Below are 16,984 nucleotides of genomic sequence, written 5' to 3' on the forward strand. Positions count from 1 at the left end.
CGCCGTTTTTACGTTATGACAGCAAGAAAAATGATGTTATTCCTGCAGATCTCCACAGAAGCGGTACCCCTCGCCATGGATGGTGGCGATAATTTCCGGGGTGTCCGGAGTGGATTCAAAATGCTTACGAATGCGACGGATGGTCACGTCCACGGTGCGGTCGTGCGGCTTCAGCTCACGGCCGGTCATTTTTTTCAGCAGTTCCGCGCGCGACTGGATTTTGCCCGGATTTTCGCAGAAGTGCAGCATGGCGCGGAATTCACTGCGCGGCAGCTTGTACTGCTCACCATTAGGGCTAACCAGCGAACGGCTATTGATATCCAGCTCCCAGCCGTTGAACTTATAGCTTTCTACGCTGCGGCGTTCTTCACTCGGGGTACCCAAATTCATGGTACGGGAGAGCAGGTTGCGCGCGCGAATCGTCAGTTCACGTGGGTTGAACGGTTTAGTGATATAGTCATCGGCGCCAATTTCGAGGCCGAGGATCTTATCCACTTCGTTATCGCGGCCGGTAAGGAACATCAGCGCGACGTCCGCCTGCTCACGCAGCTCGCGTGCTAACAGGAGACCATTTTTGCCTGGCAGGTTGATATCCATGATCACCAGGTTGATATCATTTTCAGACAGGATCTGATGCATTTCCGCGCCATCGGTCGCTTCGAATACATCATAACCTTCTGCTTCGAAAATACTTTTTAACGTGTTGCGTGTTACCAACTCGTCTTCAACGATAAGAATGTGCGGGGTCTGCATGTTTGCTACCTAAATTGCCAACTAAATCGAAACAGGAAGTACCAAAGTCCCTGACCTGCCTGGTGCATGTCGCAAATTAACATGCCCGGCGTAACATGACTAAAGTACGTAATTGCGTTCTTGATGCACTTTCCATCAACGTCAACAACATCATTAGCTTGGTCGTGGGTACTTTCCCTCTGGACCCGACGGTGTCAAAAACGGCTGTCATCCTAACCATTTTAACAGCAACATAACAGGCTAAGTGAGGCATGACACCCAATAAAACTACGCTTCGTTGACATATATCAAGTTCAATTGTAGCACGTTAACAGTCTTGTGAAATCATTGCATCTAAACGGGATTCATCGTCACAATTCATATCCCGCACAATTAGTTGCGCTAAGAAAATAATAAACGTGATGAATCCAAAGCCTCAAAACGTATTCGGACATAAATTTCATTGCCAAACATACGGATAAAGCCGTTCTGTTAACATACTCTGTGACATGGTGCCTTGGGAATAGTTTAGTTTTTTTTATGGGTGATAAAGCTCAAATTTAGTGATTTTTGTTGCAAATTTGTAAATTCACGGCGCGTAATATGAAGGGAAAAATCGTCATTCCCGCCGCCTAAAAAGTAAAAGAGAAACCAAATGCGTTTATCAATTGTATTAGTCTCCCCGGCTCGGGCAGAAAACGTGGGCGCGGCAGCCAGAGCGATGAAAACCATGGGGTTTAGCGATATGCGTATCGTCGATAGCGATGCTCATTTGCAGCCTGCGGCGCGCTGGGTCGCGCACGGTTCTGGCGAGATCCTCGATAATGTTAAAACTTATGCCACGTTAGAGCAGGCGCTGCACGATGTCGATTTTACCGTCGCTACGACCGCCCGTAGCCGGGCGCGTTTTCACTACTACGCGACGCCGCAACAGCTCTTGCCGCTGCTGGAAGAAAAAGCGCAGTGGATGCATCATGCCGCGCTGGTGTTTGGCCGGGAAGATTCCGGATTAACCAATGAAGAGCTGGCCCTTGCCGATGTGCTGAGCGGCGTGCAGATGGTGGCTGACTATCCCTCGCTCAATCTGGGGCAGTCGGTGATGGTCTATTGCTATCAGCTGACTTCGTTGCTGCAGAATACCCCGTCAACATCCGCCAGCGTGGATGACAATCAGCTGCAGGCGCTACGCCTTCGCACTCGCGATCTGCTCGAGCGCCTCGGCGTGGAGGACGATATAAAACTGACCGACTGGCTCCAGCAGCGAATGGGTCTTTTGCAGCAGCGGGACACCGCCATGCTGCATCGTTTACTGCACGATATTGAAAAAAACCTTCCAGATTAAAGTTCTGTCATATTATTTTCATATGCCCTTATGTGCTAATTATTGGCCTCCTGATGCGCAAATTCGGATGAATTATCAGGGGACCATGGCGTATTGGCCAGGTGTGAAAAAATGGGCCAAAAGTAGAAATTCGTTGACTTAAGTCGACAGATACTTTAACCAATATAGGCACAGGACACAGACAGATAAAAATTACAGAGTACACAACATCCATGAATCGCATCGGCATGATCACCACGATTATCACCACCACTATTACCACAGGTAACGGTGCGGGCTGACGCGTACAGGAAACACAGAAAAAAGCCCGCACCTGAACAGTGCGGGCTTTTTTTTCGATAAAAAATCAAGGGGTCATAACCATGCGTGTGTTGAAGTTCGGCGGTACATCAGTGGCAAATGCAGAACGTTTTCTGCGCGTTGCCGATATTCTGGAGAGTAATGCCAGGCAGGGGCAGGTAGCGACCGTACTGTCTGCCCCGGCGAAGATCACTAATCACCTGGTTGCCATGATCGAAAAAACCATTGGCGGGCAGGATGCGCTGACCAATATCGCCGATGCCGAACGCATTTTCGCCGAACTTCTGCAAGGTCTCGCCGATGCACAACCGGGTTTTCCGCTCGCGCAGCTGAAAGCTTTTGTTGAGCAGGAATTCGCACAAATCAAACACGTCCTGCACGGCATTAGCCTGCTTGGGCAGTGCCCGGATAGCGTTAACGCGTCCCTTATTTGCCGGGGAGAAAAGCTCTCTATCGCCATTATGGCCGGCTTGCTGGAAGCGCGCGGTCATAACGTCACGGTGATTAACCCGGTTGAAAAACTGCTGGCCGTTGGCCATTACCTCGAATCCACCGTTGATATCGCTGAGTCGACTCGCCGCATTGCCGCCAGCCAGATCCCGGCGGACCATATGGTGCTGATGGCGGGCTTCACCGCGGGTAACGAAAAAGGTGAGCTGGTGGTGCTGGGCCGTAATGGCTCTGATTACTCCGCCGCGGTGCTGGCCGCCTGCCTGCGCGCCGACTGCTGCGAGATCTGGACCGACGTTGACGGCGTTTATACCTGTGACCCGCGTCAGGTCCCGGATGCGCGTTTGCTGAAGTCGATGTCCTATCAGGAAGCGATGGAGCTGTCCTACTTCGGCGCTAAAGTTTTGCACCCGCGTACTATCGCCCCTATCGCCCAGTTCCAGATCCCCTGTTTAATCAAAAATACCGGCAATCCGCAGGCTCCGGGTACGCTTATCGGCGCCAGCCGCGATGAAGACGACCTGCCGGTGAAAGGGATCTCCAACCTCAATAACATGGCGATGTTCAACGTCTCCGGTCCGGGGATGAAGGGCATGGTTGGCATGGCGGCGCGGGTGTTTGCCACCATGTCCCGCGCGGGAATTTCAGTGGTGCTTATCACCCAGTCCTCTTCCGAATACAGCATCAGTTTCTGCGTACCGCAGAGCGACTGCGCCCGGGCGAAGCGGGTGATGGAAGATGAATTTTATCTGGAGCTGAAAGAGGGGCTGCTTGAGCCGCTGTCGATAATGGAGCGTCTGGCGATTATTTCCGTTGTCGGTGACGGTATGCGCACGCTGCGCGGCATCTCTGCGAAGTTCTTCGCTGCGCTGGCCCGCGCCAATATCAACATTGTCGCCATTGCCCAGGGTTCTTCCGAGCGCTCTATCTCCGTTGTCGTCAGCAACGATGACGCCACCACCGGCGTGCGCGTGACCCACCAGATGCTGTTCAATACCGATCAGGTTATTGAAGTGTTTGTCATTGGTATCGGCGGCGTCGGCGGCGCGTTGATCGAACAGATCAAACGCCAGCAGAGCTGGCTGAAGAGTAAGCATATCGATCTGCGCGTTTGCGGCGTGGCCAACTCTCGCGCTTTACTGACTAACGTACACGGCCTGAACCTTGAACACTGGCGCGACGAGCTGGCGGAAGCCAAAGAGGCGTTCAATCTGGGCCGACTCATTCGTCTGGTGAAAGAGTACCATCTGTTGAATCCGGTGATTGTCGACTGTACCTCCAGCCAGGCCGTGGCCGATCAGTACGCCGATTTCCTGCGCGAAGGGTTCCACGTGGTCACGCCGAACAAAAAGGCCAATACCTCATCGCTGGATTACTATCATCAGCTGCGCCACGCCGCGAGCAGCTCACGGCGTAAGTTTTTATACGACACCAACGTCGGCGCGGGGCTGCCGGTTATCGAAAACCTGCAAAATCTGCTGAACGCGGGCGATGAGCTGCTGCGCTTTTCCGGTATTCTGTCCGGCTCGCTGTCGTTTATCTTCGGTAAGCTCGATGAGGGCGTGAGCTTCTCTGAGGCGACCAGGCTGGCGCGTGAGATGGGCTATACCGAACCGGATCCGCGCGACGATCTTTCTGGCGTTGATGTCGCGCGTAAGCTGCTGATCCTCGCGCGTGAAACCGGACGTGAGCTCGAACTGTCTGACATTATCGTGGAACCGGCGCTGCCGGCGGGGTTTGATGCCAGCGGCGATGTCGACAGCTTTATGGCGCGGTTGCCTTCTCTGGATGATGAGTTTGCCTCGCGGGTCGCCAAAGCGCGCGATGAAGGTAAAGTCTTGCGCTATGTCGGTAATATCGAAGAGGATGGCACCTGTCGCGTCAAAATCGCCGCGGTTGACGGCAACGATCCGCTGTTCAAAGTGAAAAACGGCGAGAATGCGCTGGCGTTTTACAGCCACTATTACCAGCCGCTGCCGCTGGTGCTGCGCGGTTATGGCGCGGGGAACGATGTGACGGCGGCTGGCGTTTTCGCCGACCTGCTGCGTACCCTGTCATGGAAGTTAGGAGTTTAAGATGGTCAAAGTATATGCCCCGGCTTCCAGTGCCAATATGAGCGTCGGGTTTGACGTGCTGGGCGCTGCGGTGACGCCGGTTGACGGCACGCTGCTGGGGGACAACGTCTCCGTTGAGGCGGCGGCGAGCTTTAGCCTGCAAAACGTGGGTCGCTTCGCCAGCAAGCTGCCGACGGCGCCGCAGGAAAACATCGTCTATCAATGCTGGGAGCGCTTTTGCCAGGAGATTGGCAAGAAGGTACCGGTGGCGATGACGCTGGAAAAAAACATGCCGATCGGTTCCGGGCTGGGCTCCAGCGCTTGTTCCGTGGTCGCCGCGCTGGTGGCGATGAATGAGTTCTGCGGCAAGCCGCTCAATGAGAGCCGAATGCTGGCGCTGATGGGCGAGATGGAAGGGCGGATTTCCGGCAGTATCCATTACGATAACGTCGCGCCGTGCTATCTTGGCGGGATACAGCTGATGCTTGAGGAAAACGGCATCATCAGCCAGCAGATTCCGTCCTTCGACGAGTGGCTGTGGGTGCTGGCCTATCCGGGGATTAAGGTCTCAACGGCGGAAGCGCGGGCAATTTTGCCGGCGCAGTATCGCCGTCAGGACTGTATTGCCCACGGTCGTCACCTGGCGGGCTTTATTCACGCCTGCTATTCCCGTCAGCCTCAGCTGGCGGCGAAATTGATGAAAGACGTGATTGCCGAACCGTATCGTACCAAACTACTGCCGGGCTTCAGCGAAGCGCGTCAGGCAGCAATGGAAATTGGCGCGCAGGCGTGCGGCATTTCCGGTTCCGGTCCAACCTTGTTCGCATTATGCGATAAACCGGAAACCGCGCAGCGCGTCGCCGACTGGCTGGCTACGCACTATCTGCAAAATCAGGAAGGCTTCGTTCATATTTGCCGGCTGGACACGGCGGGCGCTCGAGTAGTGGGATAACCAATGAAACTCTATAACTTAAAAGATCATAACGAACAGGTCAGCTTTGCGCAGGCCGTCACCCAGGGGCTTGGCAAGCATCAGGGGCTGTTCTTTCCGCACGATCTGCCGGAATTCAGCCTGACTGAAATCGACGAAATGCTGCAGCAGGACTTGGTGTCGCGTAGCGCGAAAATCCTGTCGGCATTTATCGGCGACGAGATCCCTCAGGACGTGCTGCAAGCGCGCATCGGCAACGCGTTCACCTTCCCGGCGCCGGTCAGCAAAGTGCAGGATGATGTCGGCTGCCTCGAGCTGTTCCACGGCCCGACTCTGGCGTTTAAGGACTTCGGCGGCCGCTTTATGGCGCAGATGCTGACCCATATCGCCGGCGAAAAACCGGTCACTATCCTCACGGCAACCTCCGGCGACACCGGCGCGGCGGTCGCGCATGCGTTCTATGGCCTGCCAAACGTCAAAGTCGTCATTCTCTACCCGCGCGGCAAGATCAGCCCGCTGCAGGAAAAGCTGTTCTGCACCCTTGGCGGCAATATTGAAACCGTGGCTATCGACGGTGATTTTGATGCCTGCCAGGCGCTGGTTAAGCAGGCCTTTGATGATGAAGAGCTGAAGGTCGCTCTGGGTCTGAACTCGGCTAACTCAATCAATATCAGCCGCCTGCTGGCGCAGATTTGCTACTACTTTGAAGCTGTTGCTCAACTGCCTCAGGAAGCCCGTAATCAGCTGGTTATCTCTGTACCCAGCGGTAACTTTGGCGATCTGACCGCCGGCCTGCTGGCCAAATCCCTGGGTCTGCCAATCAAACGCTTTATCGCGGCAACTAACGCCAATGACACCGTGCCGCGCTTCCTGCAGGACGGCAACTGGTCGCCGAAAGCGACTCAGGCCACGCTGTCCAACGCCATGGACGTCAGCCAGCCGAATAACTGGCCGCGCGTGGAAGAGCTGTTCCGCCGTAAAATCTGGCGTCTGAATGAGCTGGGCTACGCGGCGGTGGATGATGAAACCACCAAAGAGACCATGCGCGAGCTGAAGGCCATCGGCTATACCTCAGAACCGCATGCGGCGATTGCGTATCGCGCGCTGCGCGACCAGCTGCAGCCGGGCGAGTACGGCCTGTTCCTCGGCACGGCGCATCCGGCGAAATTTAAAGAGAGCGTGGAAGAGATTCTGCAAGAGACGCTGCCGCTGCCAAAAGAGCTGGCCGAACGCGCAGACCTGCCGCTGCTGTCGCATAATCTGCCGGCCGATTTTGCCGCGCTGCGTAAGCTGATGATGGGTTAAACCCGAGCCCGCGCTCCCCTGCTGCGTTATCCGCGGCAGGGGAGTTCTTTTACTGCTCGTGGCGTTTAAAGACCAACTCCCCTTTGCCCGACGCGTCGGCGTCAAAGAAATAACCTTCGCTGTCAAAGCGGGTCAGCTGCTCCGGCTTCGTTAAACGATTTTCAATGATGTAACGGCTCATTAAGCCGCGCGCTTTCTTAGCGTAGAAGCTGATCACTTTAAACTTGCCGTTTTTCTCATCGAGGAACACCGGCTTAATCAATTGCCCCTCAAGCCGTTTGGGTTTAACCGACCTGAAGTACTCATCAGAAGCCAGATTCACCACAATATCGTCGCCCTGGGCTTTCAACGCCTGATTCAGCTTATCGGTAATCACGTCTCCCCAATAGTGATACAGATCTTTGCCTTTCGCGTTCTCAAGCTTAATCCCCATTTCCAGGCGGTAAGGTTGCATCAGATCCAGCGGGCGCAGAACGCCATACAGGCCGGAAAGCATTCGCAGATGCTGCTGGGCAAAATCGAAATCAGCCTCGCTAAAGGTTTCTGCCTGCAGGCCGGTATAGACATCCCCCTTAAACGCCAGAATCGCCTGACGGGCGTTGTCCGGGGTGAAGTCTGGCTGCCAGTCGTGGAAACGAGTCGCGTTCAGGTCAGCCAGCTTGTCGCTGATACCCATCAGTTTGCCAATCTGCGGCGCCGACAGCTGGCGGGCAATACCGATAAGCTCCTGAGAGTGTTCCAGCAGTTCAGGTTGGGTATAACGCGTCGTTGCCAGCGGGCTTTGATAATCGAGCGTTTTTGCAGGTGAAATCAGAATGAGCATATCCAGTCCTTGCGGGAAATTTTTGACGACTTTAGCAAAAAAACGTCATGAGAGGATCGATAGCTGCGATTGCCGCGCTATTCGCGCGGCAGGTTGTCCCAGGTACCCGGCACCAGCTGCTGATGAATCTCAGGGTAGCGGGTGACGTCAAATTCCGGCCGCTGGCCCAGCCGCCGCTGCCGCAGGTAATCACTGGCAATGATGCGTACCGTCGGCGAGAGCAGCAGGATAGCCGTCAGGTTGGTTATCGCCATCAGCGCCATGATGGTATCCGCCATCTGCCACACCACCGGTAGGCCGATCATCGCCCCGGTAGCAACCATGCACAGCGTAAGCAGACGCAGCAGCCAGATATTACGGTCACTATCCATGCGGAGAAAAATGAGATTATTTTCGGCATAGATATAGTTTGCGACGATCGAGCTGAAGGCGAACAGCAGCACCACGATAGCGACAAAGCTGGAACCCCAGTCGCCGATGAGGTTGTTCATCGAGTGCTGAATAGCCTGAATGCCGTTCACCGCTTCTCCATTGCCGTCTCGCGGCGCCAGCATGATGATGACGGCGCTGGCGGTACAGATCACGATGGTGTCAATGAAAACGCCAATCATCTGTACGATCCCCTGCGCCGCAGGGTGAGGGGGCCAGGAGGCAGCGGCGGCAGCGGAATTAGGCGTTGAGCCCATCCCCGCTTCATTGGAAAACATCCCGCGCTGAAAGCCGCTGGTTAGCGCCTGGCTGATGGTATAGCCGACTGCGCCCGCGGCGGCCTCTTGCCAGCCGAAAGCGCAGCGGAAGATGGTTTCAAAAATCGTCGGCAGGGCGGTGATATGCCACAGGCCGATGACCAGGCTGGTCGCCACCCATAGCAGGGCCATCACTGGCACAAGCCACTGCATCATTCGCGCTACGCCGCGAATGCCGCGAACGATGACCAGCAGGGTCAGAACCGCCAGGACGCCGCCGGTAATCGCCTCAGGTAAATGAAATGCATACGCCATGGCATGGGCAACGGAGTTGGCCTGTACGGTATTAAAGATGATCCCGTAGGCCAGCAGCAGAAAAATGGAAAACAGCACGCCCATCCAGCGCATACCGAGTCCCCGGGCCATATACCAGGCGGGGCCGCCGCGAAACTGCCCGCGGGAGTCGCGCTCTTTATAAAGCTGGGCGAGAGAACATTCGGCGAAGCTGCTGGCCATACCGAGTAGCGCCGAGAGCCACATCCAGAAAACGGCGCCGGGGCCGCCTGCGGCAATGGCCAGCGCAACGCCTGCCATATTGCCGCTGCCCACGCGCGCCGCCAGGCTCATACACAGCGCCTGAAAAGACGTTAAGCCGCCGGGCTGCGGCTGAAGGCTCCTTTTCAGACTTTTGCTGAACTGACGGATATAACGGAACTGAATGAATTTTGTTCGCCAGGTAAACCAGACGCCGGCGCCCAGTAACAGGTAAATCATTACCGAGCCCCAGAGTATTTCATTGATAAACGACAGAAAATCAGGCATCAAGCATCCTCTTGCCCATATCGGTGCGCGAGTGTAAGCGCTACCAATCCAGTGACAATCCTTTAGTGTTCAGGTAATTAATTGACCCAGTTTATCACACTCTGCGCTCATGCATTGTAGGCGGTTGCGCTGCCCCGGCAGCGTGTTATCATCTTGGCAGACCGGTTACATCCCCTTAACTGCTGTTTAAGAGAAACACTATCATGACGGATAAATTGACCTCTCTGCGTCAGTACACCACTGTCGTAGCTGATACCGGAGATATCGCGGCAATGAAGCTGTATCAGCCTCAGGACGCCACGACTAACCCTTCTTTGATTCTCGGCGCGGCTCAGATCCCTGAGTACCGTAAGCTGATTGATGACGCTGTTGCATGGGCTCGCGGCCAGAGCAGCGACCGCGCGCAGCAGATTATCGATGCTTCCGATAAGCTGGCGGTGAATATTGGTCTCGAAATCCTTAAGCTGATCCCTGGCCGTATTTCCACCGAAGTCGATGCTCGCCTGTCCTATGACACCGAGGCATCTATCGCCAAAGCTAAGCGTCTCATCAAGCTGTATAACGATGCCGGCATCGGTAACGATCGCATTCTGATCAAACTGGCTTCGACCTGGCAGGGCATCCGCGCCGCCGAGCAGCTGGAAAAAGAAGGCATCAACTGTAACCTGACGCTGCTGTTCTCCTTCGCTCAGGCACGCGCTTGTGCGGAAGCGGGGGTATTCCTGATTTCTCCATTCGTTGGCCGTATCCTCGACTGGTACAAAGCCAATACCGATAAGAAAGAATACGCGCCGGCAGAAGATCCGGGCGTGGTTTCGGTAAGCGAAATCTATGAATACTACAAACAGCACGGCTACGAGACGGTGGTTATGGGCGCAAGCTTCCGTAACCTCGGCGAGATCCTGGAGCTGGCTGGCTGTGACCGCCTGACTATCGCCCCGGCTCTACTGAAAGAGCTGGCGGAAAGCGAAGGCGCTATCGAGCGTAAACTGGCCTTTAGCGGCGAAGTTAAAGCGCGTCCGGCTCGTATCACCGAATCCGAGTTCCTGTGGCAGCACAATCAGGATCCGATGGCGGTAGACAAACTGGCGGAAGGTATCCGCAAGTTTGCGATCGACCAGGAAAAACTGGAAAAAATGATCGGCGATCTGCTGTAATCCCGCATGTGGCCGACGCCCGTCGGCCACATTAAACTGTCTGCCTTGCTCCCCTCGGTGTATTATTCTGTTTATTGATACTGTTTGAACGGAATAATCATGAACACCTTACGAATCGGCTTAGTTTCCATTTCCGATCGCGCCTCCAGCGGCGTCTATCAGGATAAAGGCATCCCCGCGCTTGAAGCGTGGCTGGCCCGCGCGCTCTCCACGCCTTTCGAATTGCAGACCCGCTTGATCCCGGATGAACAGGTTATTATTGAGCAAACGCTGTGCGAGCTGGTGGATGAAATGGGCTGCCATTTGGTGTTGACTACCGGCGGCACGGGCCCGGCCCGTCGTGACGTCACTCCGGATGCGACGCTGGCGATTGCCGATCGGGTGATGCCCGGCTTTGGTGAGCAAATGCGTCAGGTGAGCCTGCACTTTGTACCGACGGCCATTCTTTCTCGTCAGGTTGGCGTTATCCGCAAGCAGGCGCTGATCCTTAACCTGCCCGGCCAGCCAAAGGCGATTGAGGAAACGCTGGAAGGCGTGAAAGATGCGGAAGGTAACGTGCTGGTGCACGGCGTTTTCGCAAGTGTACCGTATTGTGTACAGCTACTTGAGGGGCCTTATGTGGAAACAAACGGCGAGGTAGTAGCAGCTTTCCGTCCTAAAAGCGCCAGACGTGAAACATTATCCTGAATTTACCGTATTCCTGATATAACCTGCATCACCAGTGGTGTGTTGTTTTATTTACGATATAGTGTTTTTTACTTTACACAGTACGTAGAATAACTTCATACCTCTGGATGATTGCCCGTTATGTCACACTGCACCCGACCTCTGAATCGACAGGATTATAAAACGCTGACGCTGGCCGCCCTCGGCGGCGCGCTGGAGTTTTACGATTTCATCATCTTTGTCTTCTTCGCCGCCGTCGTCGGCGAGCTATTTTTCCCAGCGGATATCCCGGAATGGCTGCGCCAGGTGCAGACCTTCGGCATATTTGCGGCGGGCTATTTAGCGCGTCCTCTTGGCGGCATCATTATGGCCCACTTTGGCGATCTGGTCGGGCGTAAGAAAATGTTTACTCTGAGCATTTTACTGATGGCGCTGCCTACGCTGGCGATTGGCCTGCTGCCCACCTACGCGTCGGTGGGCATCGTGGCGCCGCTTTTGCTGCTATTTATGCGTATTCTTCAGGGGGCGGCGATTGGCGGCGAAGTCCCCGGCGCCTGGGTTTTTGTGGCGGAGCATGTACCGGAAAAAAGAATCGGTATCGCCTGCGGGACGCTGACCGCCGGCCTGACGGTTGGGATCCTGCTGGGATCGGTCGTGGCGACGCTGATTAATACCAACCTGACGCCGCAGGGGATCCATGAGGGCGGCTGGCGTATTCCATTCCTGCTGGGCGGCGCGTTTGGGCTCGTCGCCATGTATCTGCGCCGTTGGCTCCAGGAGACGCCTGTTTTCCTCGAAATGCAGCAGCGCAAGGCGTTAGCGCAGGAGCTGCCGGTTAAGGCCGTCGCGCTGAAGCATCAGAAAGCGGTGGCGGTCTCAATGCTGCTGACCTGGCTTTTATCCGCCGGCGTGGTGGTGGTGATCCTGATGTCGCCGGTCTGGCTGCAAAAACACTACGGCTTTGCCCCCGCCATCACCCTGCAGGCGAACAGTATCGCCACCATCATGCTGTGTATCGGCTGCCTGCTGGCAGGCCTGGCCGCCGACCGTTTTGGCGCCAGCCGCACGTTTATTGTCGGCAGCGTATTCCTCGCGGCGGCAAGCTGGGCTTTCTACCATCTTTCCGGCGCTAGCCCGCAGCGTCTGTTTCTGCTCTACGGTACGGTGGGCCTGTGCGTCGGCGTGGTAGGGGCGGTTCCTTATGTGATGGTGCGCGCGTTCCCGGCTGAAGTGCGTTTTACCGGGATTTCATTCTCTTATAACGTCTCTTATGCCATCTTTGGCGGCCTGACGCCGATTGCGGTGACCATGCTGATGGGCGTTTCGCCGATGGCGCCCGCGTGGTACGTACTGGCACTGTCGTTTATGGGATTGGGTCTGGGGATTTGGCTACGCCAGGGACTGGATGAGCAGGTCGCTGCGCCGAAAGCTGAACTGCAGCGCCTGCCGTAAATCGATAGGGCTTACTTCGCCGCTCGCGGACGGGCGGCGAAGTTAATTAATGCTTTTCGCCAATTGGCAGAACGGTACGGCCAAACTGTTCGTTCAGCACTTCACCCATCGCCAGATAGATGGCGCTGCCGCCGCAGACCAGACCGACCCAGCCTGCAATCTTCACAATGCCTTCGTTATCAGCCAGGTGACCAATCGCCAGCAGCGCGAACAGCACGGTCAGACTGAGAAATACAAACTGCAGCATACGCGCGGCTTTCAGGGTGCCAAAGAACATAAACAGGGTAAAAATGCCCCACAGTCCAAGGTACATACCGAGGAAATGCGCATTAGGCGCTTCTGCAAGCCCCATTTTCGGCATCAAAAGAATGGCAACCAGCGTCAGCCAAAAAGCGCCGTAAGACGTGAATGCGGTTAAACCAAAAGTGTTGCCTTTTTTAAATTCCAGCAGACCGGCAAAAATCTGCGCAATGCCGCCGTAAAAAATGCCCATCGCCAGGATAGCTACATCAAACGCGAACAGGCCGCTATTTGCCAGGTTAAGCAGAATAGTGGTCATGCCGAAGCCCATAAGGCCCAGCGGTGCCGGATTAGCCAACTTAGTGTTGCCCATAATTCCTCAAAATAATGATTAGAAAGGGAAGCATTCCCCGCCACTCAGCGGCGGGGCGCGGCATAATAATTAGGCGCTGCGTTACTGTCTATGATCTGGCGGGGTATTTTTCACCAATTTCATTTTTCACCTGATGAAGTCTGGTCATTTGCCTCAAACAGGCAATATGCAACACGGCCGGAATGGTCACGCGATAAGCGCTGCCGCTCACGGCTTTGACGCCATTAAACGCGGCGCCGAGAGGGCCGCCAAGTCCGGCTCCACGCACCAAACCGTGGCCGATTACGCTAACGGCGGCGTGCGTGCGGAGGATCTTCGTCAGCCGGGCCTCGAGAAGATGCGAGACGCCCTGCGCCAGCTTATTCGTCTGTAGCAGAAAGGGGAGTATCTCTTTATGCTCGTTGACCCGACACTCAACGGCAATGAAAAAGTCAGCCTTCTGCCGATCGTCCATCTTCTTCCAGCTATGTTCCAGAAAATGCTCCAGAAGATACTGCTCGATTTCCGGCGTAGACATCTGTTTTTCTACTTTGATTTTTAGCCTCTTGCAGACGTCCAGCAAAATTTCCCGGTAGAACTTTCCGTGACGACGCAGCGTGTTGGCGATGCTGTCGCCGCCAAAGTGCTGGAGCTCGCCGGCAATAAGCTGCCAGTTGCGACGATAGCGCTCAGGATGCCCGGCCATCGCCTGAAAATTTTCATTACGCAATAGCGCGCTTGAAAGGCGCGGCTTACCATTCTCATTGTGGGTCAGAATTCTGGTGAATGTTTCCAGATGCTCTTCGCTGCAGCGATGAAGAAAAGAGAGGTCTTCATCATCCAGATAATTAATTTTCATAAATCTCAGATAATGTGAACAGTGATATTAATCGTCGCCAATGATTTTTAGCGAAGCCATGTCAGAAGAGTTAATAGTGTGGCCGGAAAAAGCGATTTTTTTAACGCAGCGCTTGTTATCGTTGTCGCTATTAATGTTAATCCAGTCGCTGGTTGCCCCTTCTTTGATGGTTGACGGCACGCTGAGGTTCTGACTGGCGCTATTGCTGGCTTTAAAGTACACCGTCGCGCCGGAAAGCTGGATATCGCCGCGATCGGCGGTGAGCTGGATTCGCTTAATCACCCGGCAAACCGGCAGCTTCAGGGTGAGATCGTTAGTCTCATTTCGCGGCATGGCGACAACGCCTAAAATTTTATGATCGTTAGCGGAAACGGATGTGATTAACGCGGCGCTTAACAATAATCCTGCTGATATATGAATGAGTGATTTCATGAGGATTTCCTTATTATTTGATGTGTTATCAGTGATAAATATTTTATCACCAGAACTTTATTGTCTTTAGCGCGTAATCATTGCGGATTATGTCAATTACAATATGAATGAATTTTAATTTAATTATTTTTATTCATTATATATTGTGCATTTTTAAACCCGCTTTTCGGCCTTCTTCTGATGCCCGGTCCCCCTCTGCGGCAGGATCAGGACAAAAATTTTTTGTATCCCCCCCTTGATGAAGCGGCGGGTGACCCCATCTTGTAGTCAACCGCAGTGAATGAACCTGAAAAAAATGATGTCTGGGCAGTTGAAACCGCACGTTTCGCCCTTATTACAGGTTCACAACCACATGTTGACTGAATTTTTAGTGGAGACGTTTAGATGGGTAAAATTATTGGTATCGACCTGGGTACTACCAACTCTTGTGTAGCGATTATGGATGGCACTACTGCACGCGTGCTGGAGAACGCCGAAGGCGATCGCACCACGCCTTCTATCATTGCCTATACCCAGGATGGTGAAACTCTGGTTGGTCAGCCGGCTAAACGTCAGGCAGTGACAAACCCGCAAAACACCCTGTTTGCGATTAAACGCCTGATTGGCCGCCGCTTCCAGGACGAAGAAGTCCAGCGTGACGTTTCTATCATGCCGTATAAAATCGTTGCCGCAGACAATGGCGACGCATGGCTTGATGTGAAAGGCACCAAAACCGCACCGCCGCAGATCTCTGCTGAAGTGCTGAAGAAAATGAAGAAAACGGCTGAAGATTACCTGGGTGAACCAGTAACTGAAGCGGTTATCACCGTACCTGCTTATTTTAACGATGCTCAGCGTCAGGCAACTAAAGACGCCGGCCGTATCGCAGGTCTGGAAGTCAAACGTATCATCAACGAACCGACCGCCGCCGCGCTGGCTTACGGTCTGGATAAAGAAGTCGGCAACCGCACCATCGCGGTATACGACCTCGGTGGTGGTACCTTCGATATCTCCATTATCGAAATCGACGAAGTTGACGGCGAAAAAACCTTTGAAGTTCTGGCGACCAACGGTGATACCCACCTGGGCGGTGAAGACTTCGATACTCGTCTGATCAACTACCTCGTTGACGAGTTTAAGAAAGATCAGGGCATTGACCTGCGTAACGACCCGCTGGCTATGCAGCGCCTGAAAGAAGCCGCTGAGAAAGCGAAGATTGAACTCTCTTCCGCTCAGCAGACCGACGTCAATCTGCCGTACATCACCGCGGATGCCACCGGTCCGAAACACATGAACATCAAAGTGACCCGTGCGAAACTGGAAAGCCTGGTTGAAGATCTGGTTAACCGTTCTATCGAGCCGCTGAAAGTTGCTCTGCAGGATGCTGGCCTGTCCGTATCCGATATCCAGGACGTTATCCTGGTCGGTGGTCAGACCCGTATGCCGATGGTGCAGAAAAAAGTCGCTGAGTTCTTCGGTAAAGAACCGCGTAAAGACGTTAACCCGGACGAAGCCGTCGCCATTGGCGCAGCCGTACAGGGCGGTGTCCTGACCGGTGAAGTGAAAGACGTACTGCTGCTGGACGTTACCCCGCTGTCTCTGGGTATCGAAACCATGGGCGGCGTGATGACTGCGTTGATCAATAAGAACACCACGATCCCGACCAAGCACAGCCAGGTGTTCTCTACCGCTGAAGACAACCAGTCCGCGGTAACCATCCATGTTATTCAGGGTGAGCGTAAACGCGCCTCTGATAACAAATCACTGGGTCAGTTCAACCTGGATGGTATCAACCCGGCGCCGCGCGGTATGCCGCAGATCGAAGTGACCTTCGATATCGATGCTGACGGTATCCTGCACGTTTCCGCGAAAGACAAAAACAGCGGTAAAGAGCAGAAGATCACCATTAAAGCGTCTTCTGGTCTGAACGAAGAAGAGATTCAGAAAATGGTTCGCGATGCTGAAGCGAACGCGGAAGCTGACCGTAAGTTTGAAGAGCTGGTACAGACCCGCAACCAGGGTGACCACCTGCTGCACAGCACGCGTAAGCAGGTTGAGGAAGCAGGCGACAAGCTGCCGGCAGACGATAAAACCGCTATCGAGTCTGCGTTGACCGCGCTGGAAACTTCGCTGAAAGGTGAAGATAAAGCTGATATTGAAGCGAAAATGCAGGCGCTGGCTCAGGCTTCCCAGAAGCTGATGGAAATCGCGCAGCAGCAGCACGCTCAGCAGCAGGCTGGCGGCGCTGACGCTTCCGAGAGCAACGCGAAGGACGACGATGTTGTTGACGCTGAGTTCGAAGAAGTGAAAGACAAAAAATAATCGCCCTTTGAACGGGTAAAACACTGGCACGGGCGAAGAGGTTTCCTCTCCGCCCGTGCACGCATGTTAAGGGGCTGAAA

General features: G+C 54.4%; 16 protein-coding genes and 1 other annotated feature. Of the genes, 10 read left to right on the top strand and 6 right to left on the bottom strand.

Annotated elements, in window-relative coordinates:
- Positions 1 to 36: 36 nt before the first annotated feature.
- Entirely contained in the window at positions 37 to 753 is a 717-nt protein-coding gene (arcA, locus tag KOSB73_RS06465) for a two-component system response regulator ArcA (protein WP_004132265.1), read from the bottom strand.
- Positions 754 to 848: 95 nt separating this feature from the next.
- Between arcA and yjjY the strand changes: the two genes are divergently transcribed.
- From yjjY to thrC, 6 genes are all read left to right on the top strand, one after another.
- The gene (gene yjjY, locus KOSB73_RS06470; RefSeq protein WP_001541509.1) at positions 849 to 989 is read left to right on the top strand and encodes a YjjY family protein; all 141 of its coding nucleotides are present in this window, start codon (positions 849 to 851) and stop codon (positions 987 to 989) included.
- A 398-nt stretch (positions 990 to 1,387) separates the two neighbouring features.
- Positions 1,388 to 2,074 (top strand): tRNA/rRNA methyltransferase, encoded by a 687-nt coding sequence (locus KOSB73_RS06475; RefSeq protein WP_049086823.1) that lies wholly within the window; start codon positions 1,388 to 1,390, stop codon positions 2,072 to 2,074.
- Positions 2,075 to 2,286: 212 nt separating this feature from the next.
- The gene (gene thrL / locus KOSB73_RS06480) at positions 2,287 to 2,355 is read left to right on the top strand and encodes a thr operon leader peptide (RefSeq protein ID WP_004222578.1); all 69 of its coding nucleotides are present in this window, start codon (positions 2,287 to 2,289) and stop codon (positions 2,353 to 2,355) included.
- Positions 2,294 to 2,411, top strand: a sequence feature (Thr leader region). It overlaps the preceding gene by 62 nt.
- A 25-nt stretch (positions 2,412 to 2,436) precedes the next feature.
- Complete coding sequence (thrA, locus tag KOSB73_RS06485) at positions 2,437 to 4,899, top strand: bifunctional aspartate kinase/homoserine dehydrogenase I (RefSeq protein WP_004132830.1); 2,463 nt, start codon at positions 2,437 to 2,439, stop codon at positions 4,897 to 4,899.
- A gap of 1 nt (position 4,900) precedes the next feature.
- Positions 4,901 to 5,830, top strand: coding sequence for a homoserine kinase (gene thrB / locus KOSB73_RS06490; RefSeq protein ID WP_004132828.1), 930 nt, complete (start codon positions 4,901 to 4,903; stop codon positions 5,828 to 5,830).
- A gap of 3 nt (positions 5,831 to 5,833) precedes the next feature.
- Positions 5,834 to 7,114, top strand: coding sequence for a threonine synthase (gene thrC, locus KOSB73_RS06495; protein WP_049086824.1), 1,281 nt, complete (start codon positions 5,834 to 5,836; stop codon positions 7,112 to 7,114).
- A 49-nt stretch (positions 7,115 to 7,163) separates the two neighbouring features.
- Here the strand turns inward: thrC and yaaA are convergent, their stop codons facing one another.
- Entirely contained in the window at positions 7,164 to 7,937 is a 774-nt protein-coding gene (yaaA, locus tag KOSB73_RS06500; RefSeq protein ID WP_004128743.1) for a peroxide stress protein YaaA, read from the bottom strand.
- Between the two features lie 77 nt (positions 7,938 to 8,014).
- A complete protein-coding gene (locus KOSB73_RS06505; protein WP_024360386.1) occupies positions 8,015 to 9,445 on the bottom strand; it encodes an alanine/glycine:cation symporter family protein in 1,431 nt (476 codons plus the stop codon).
- 203 nt (positions 9,446 to 9,648) lie between these two features.
- Here KOSB73_RS06505 and tal point away from each other — a divergent pair, with 203 nt between their 5' ends.
- The 3 genes from tal to KOSB73_RS06520 all read left to right on the top strand — a co-directional run bounded on the left by tal (position 9,649) and on the right by KOSB73_RS06520 (position 12,720).
- Complete coding sequence (tal, locus tag KOSB73_RS06510) at positions 9,649 to 10,602, top strand: transaldolase (RefSeq protein ID WP_004098458.1); 954 nt, start codon at positions 9,649 to 9,651, stop codon at positions 10,600 to 10,602.
- A gap of 99 nt (positions 10,603 to 10,701) precedes the next feature.
- Positions 10,702 to 11,289 (top strand): molybdopterin adenylyltransferase, encoded by a 588-nt coding sequence (gene mog / locus KOSB73_RS06515; protein WP_004098459.1) that lies wholly within the window; start codon positions 10,702 to 10,704, stop codon positions 11,287 to 11,289.
- A 120-nt stretch (positions 11,290 to 11,409) separates the two neighbouring features.
- On the top strand, positions 11,410 to 12,720 hold the full coding sequence (locus tag KOSB73_RS06520) for an MFS transporter (RefSeq protein ID WP_024360385.1): 1,311 nt from the start codon (positions 11,410 to 11,412) through the stop codon (positions 12,718 to 12,720).
- Positions 12,721 to 12,766: 46 nt separating this feature from the next.
- Here KOSB73_RS06520 and satP read toward each other — a convergent pair whose 3' ends face one another.
- The 3 genes from satP to KOSB73_RS06535 all read right to left on the bottom strand — a co-directional run bounded on the left by satP (position 12,767) and on the right by KOSB73_RS06535 (position 14,603).
- The gene (satP, locus tag KOSB73_RS06525) at positions 12,767 to 13,333 is read right to left on the bottom strand and encodes an acetate uptake transporter (protein ID WP_004132816.1); all 567 of its coding nucleotides are present in this window, start codon (positions 13,331 to 13,333) and stop codon (positions 12,767 to 12,769) included.
- Between the two features lie 88 nt (positions 13,334 to 13,421).
- Entirely contained in the window at positions 13,422 to 14,171 is a 750-nt protein-coding gene (gene msyB, locus KOSB73_RS06530; protein WP_024360384.1) for an acidic protein MsyB, read from the bottom strand.
- Between the two features lie 27 nt (positions 14,172 to 14,198).
- Positions 14,199 to 14,603 carry a DUF2541 family protein gene (locus KOSB73_RS06535; RefSeq protein WP_049086827.1) on the bottom strand — a complete coding sequence of 135 codons (405 nt, stop codon included), beginning with the start codon at positions 14,601 to 14,603 and terminating at the stop codon, positions 14,199 to 14,201.
- A 384-nt stretch (positions 14,604 to 14,987) separates the two neighbouring features.
- Here KOSB73_RS06535 and dnaK point away from each other — a divergent pair, with 384 nt between their 5' ends.
- A complete protein-coding gene (gene dnaK, locus KOSB73_RS06540; protein WP_004128758.1) occupies positions 14,988 to 16,904 on the top strand; it encodes a molecular chaperone DnaK in 1,917 nt (638 codons plus the stop codon).
- Positions 16,905 to 16,984 lie beyond the last annotated feature (80 nt).

The sequence above is a fragment of the Klebsiella grimontii genome (genome assembly GCF_900200035.1).
GTDB lineage: Bacteria > Pseudomonadota > Gammaproteobacteria > Enterobacterales > Enterobacteriaceae > Klebsiella > Klebsiella grimontii.

Excerpts from the sequence above, each read along its gene's own strand:
- arcA (WP_004132265.1), bottom strand. The coding sequence starts at position 753 with ATGCAGACCCCGCACATTCTTATCGTTGAAGACGAGTTGGTAACACGC.
- yjjY (WP_001541509.1), top strand. The coding sequence starts at position 849 with ATGACTAAAGTACGTAATTGCGTTCTTGATGCACTTTCCATCAACGTC.
- KOSB73_RS06475 (WP_049086823.1), top strand. The coding sequence starts at position 1,388 with ATGCGTTTATCAATTGTATTAGTCTCCCCGGCTCGGGCAGAAAACGTG.
- thrA (WP_004132830.1), top strand. The coding sequence starts at position 2,437 with ATGCGTGTGTTGAAGTTCGGCGGTACATCAGTGGCAAATGCAGAACGT.
- thrB (WP_004132828.1), top strand. The coding sequence starts at position 4,901 with ATGGTCAAAGTATATGCCCCGGCTTCCAGTGCCAATATGAGCGTCGGG.
- thrC (WP_049086824.1), top strand. The coding sequence starts at position 5,834 with ATGAAACTCTATAACTTAAAAGATCATAACGAACAGGTCAGCTTTGCG.
- yaaA (WP_004128743.1), bottom strand. The coding sequence starts at position 7,937 with ATGCTCATTCTGATTTCACCTGCAAAAACGCTCGATTATCAAAGCCCG.
- KOSB73_RS06505 (WP_024360386.1), bottom strand. The coding sequence starts at position 9,445 with ATGCCTGATTTTCTGTCGTTTATCAATGAAATACTCTGGGGCTCGGTA.
- tal (WP_004098458.1), top strand. The coding sequence starts at position 9,649 with ATGACGGATAAATTGACCTCTCTGCGTCAGTACACCACTGTCGTAGCT.
- mog (WP_004098459.1), top strand. The coding sequence starts at position 10,702 with ATGAACACCTTACGAATCGGCTTAGTTTCCATTTCCGATCGCGCCTCC.
- KOSB73_RS06520 (WP_024360385.1), top strand. The coding sequence starts at position 11,410 with ATGTCACACTGCACCCGACCTCTGAATCGACAGGATTATAAAACGCTG.
- satP (WP_004132816.1), bottom strand. The coding sequence starts at position 13,333 with ATGGGCAACACTAAGTTGGCTAATCCGGCACCGCTGGGCCTTATGGGC.
- msyB (WP_024360384.1), bottom strand. The coding sequence starts at position 14,171 with ATGAAAATTAATTATCTGGATGATGAAGACCTCTCTTTTCTTCATCGC.
- KOSB73_RS06535 (WP_049086827.1), bottom strand. The coding sequence starts at position 14,603 with ATGAAATCACTCATTCATATATCAGCAGGATTATTGTTAAGCGCCGCG.
- dnaK (WP_004128758.1), top strand. The coding sequence starts at position 14,988 with ATGGGTAAAATTATTGGTATCGACCTGGGTACTACCAACTCTTGTGTA.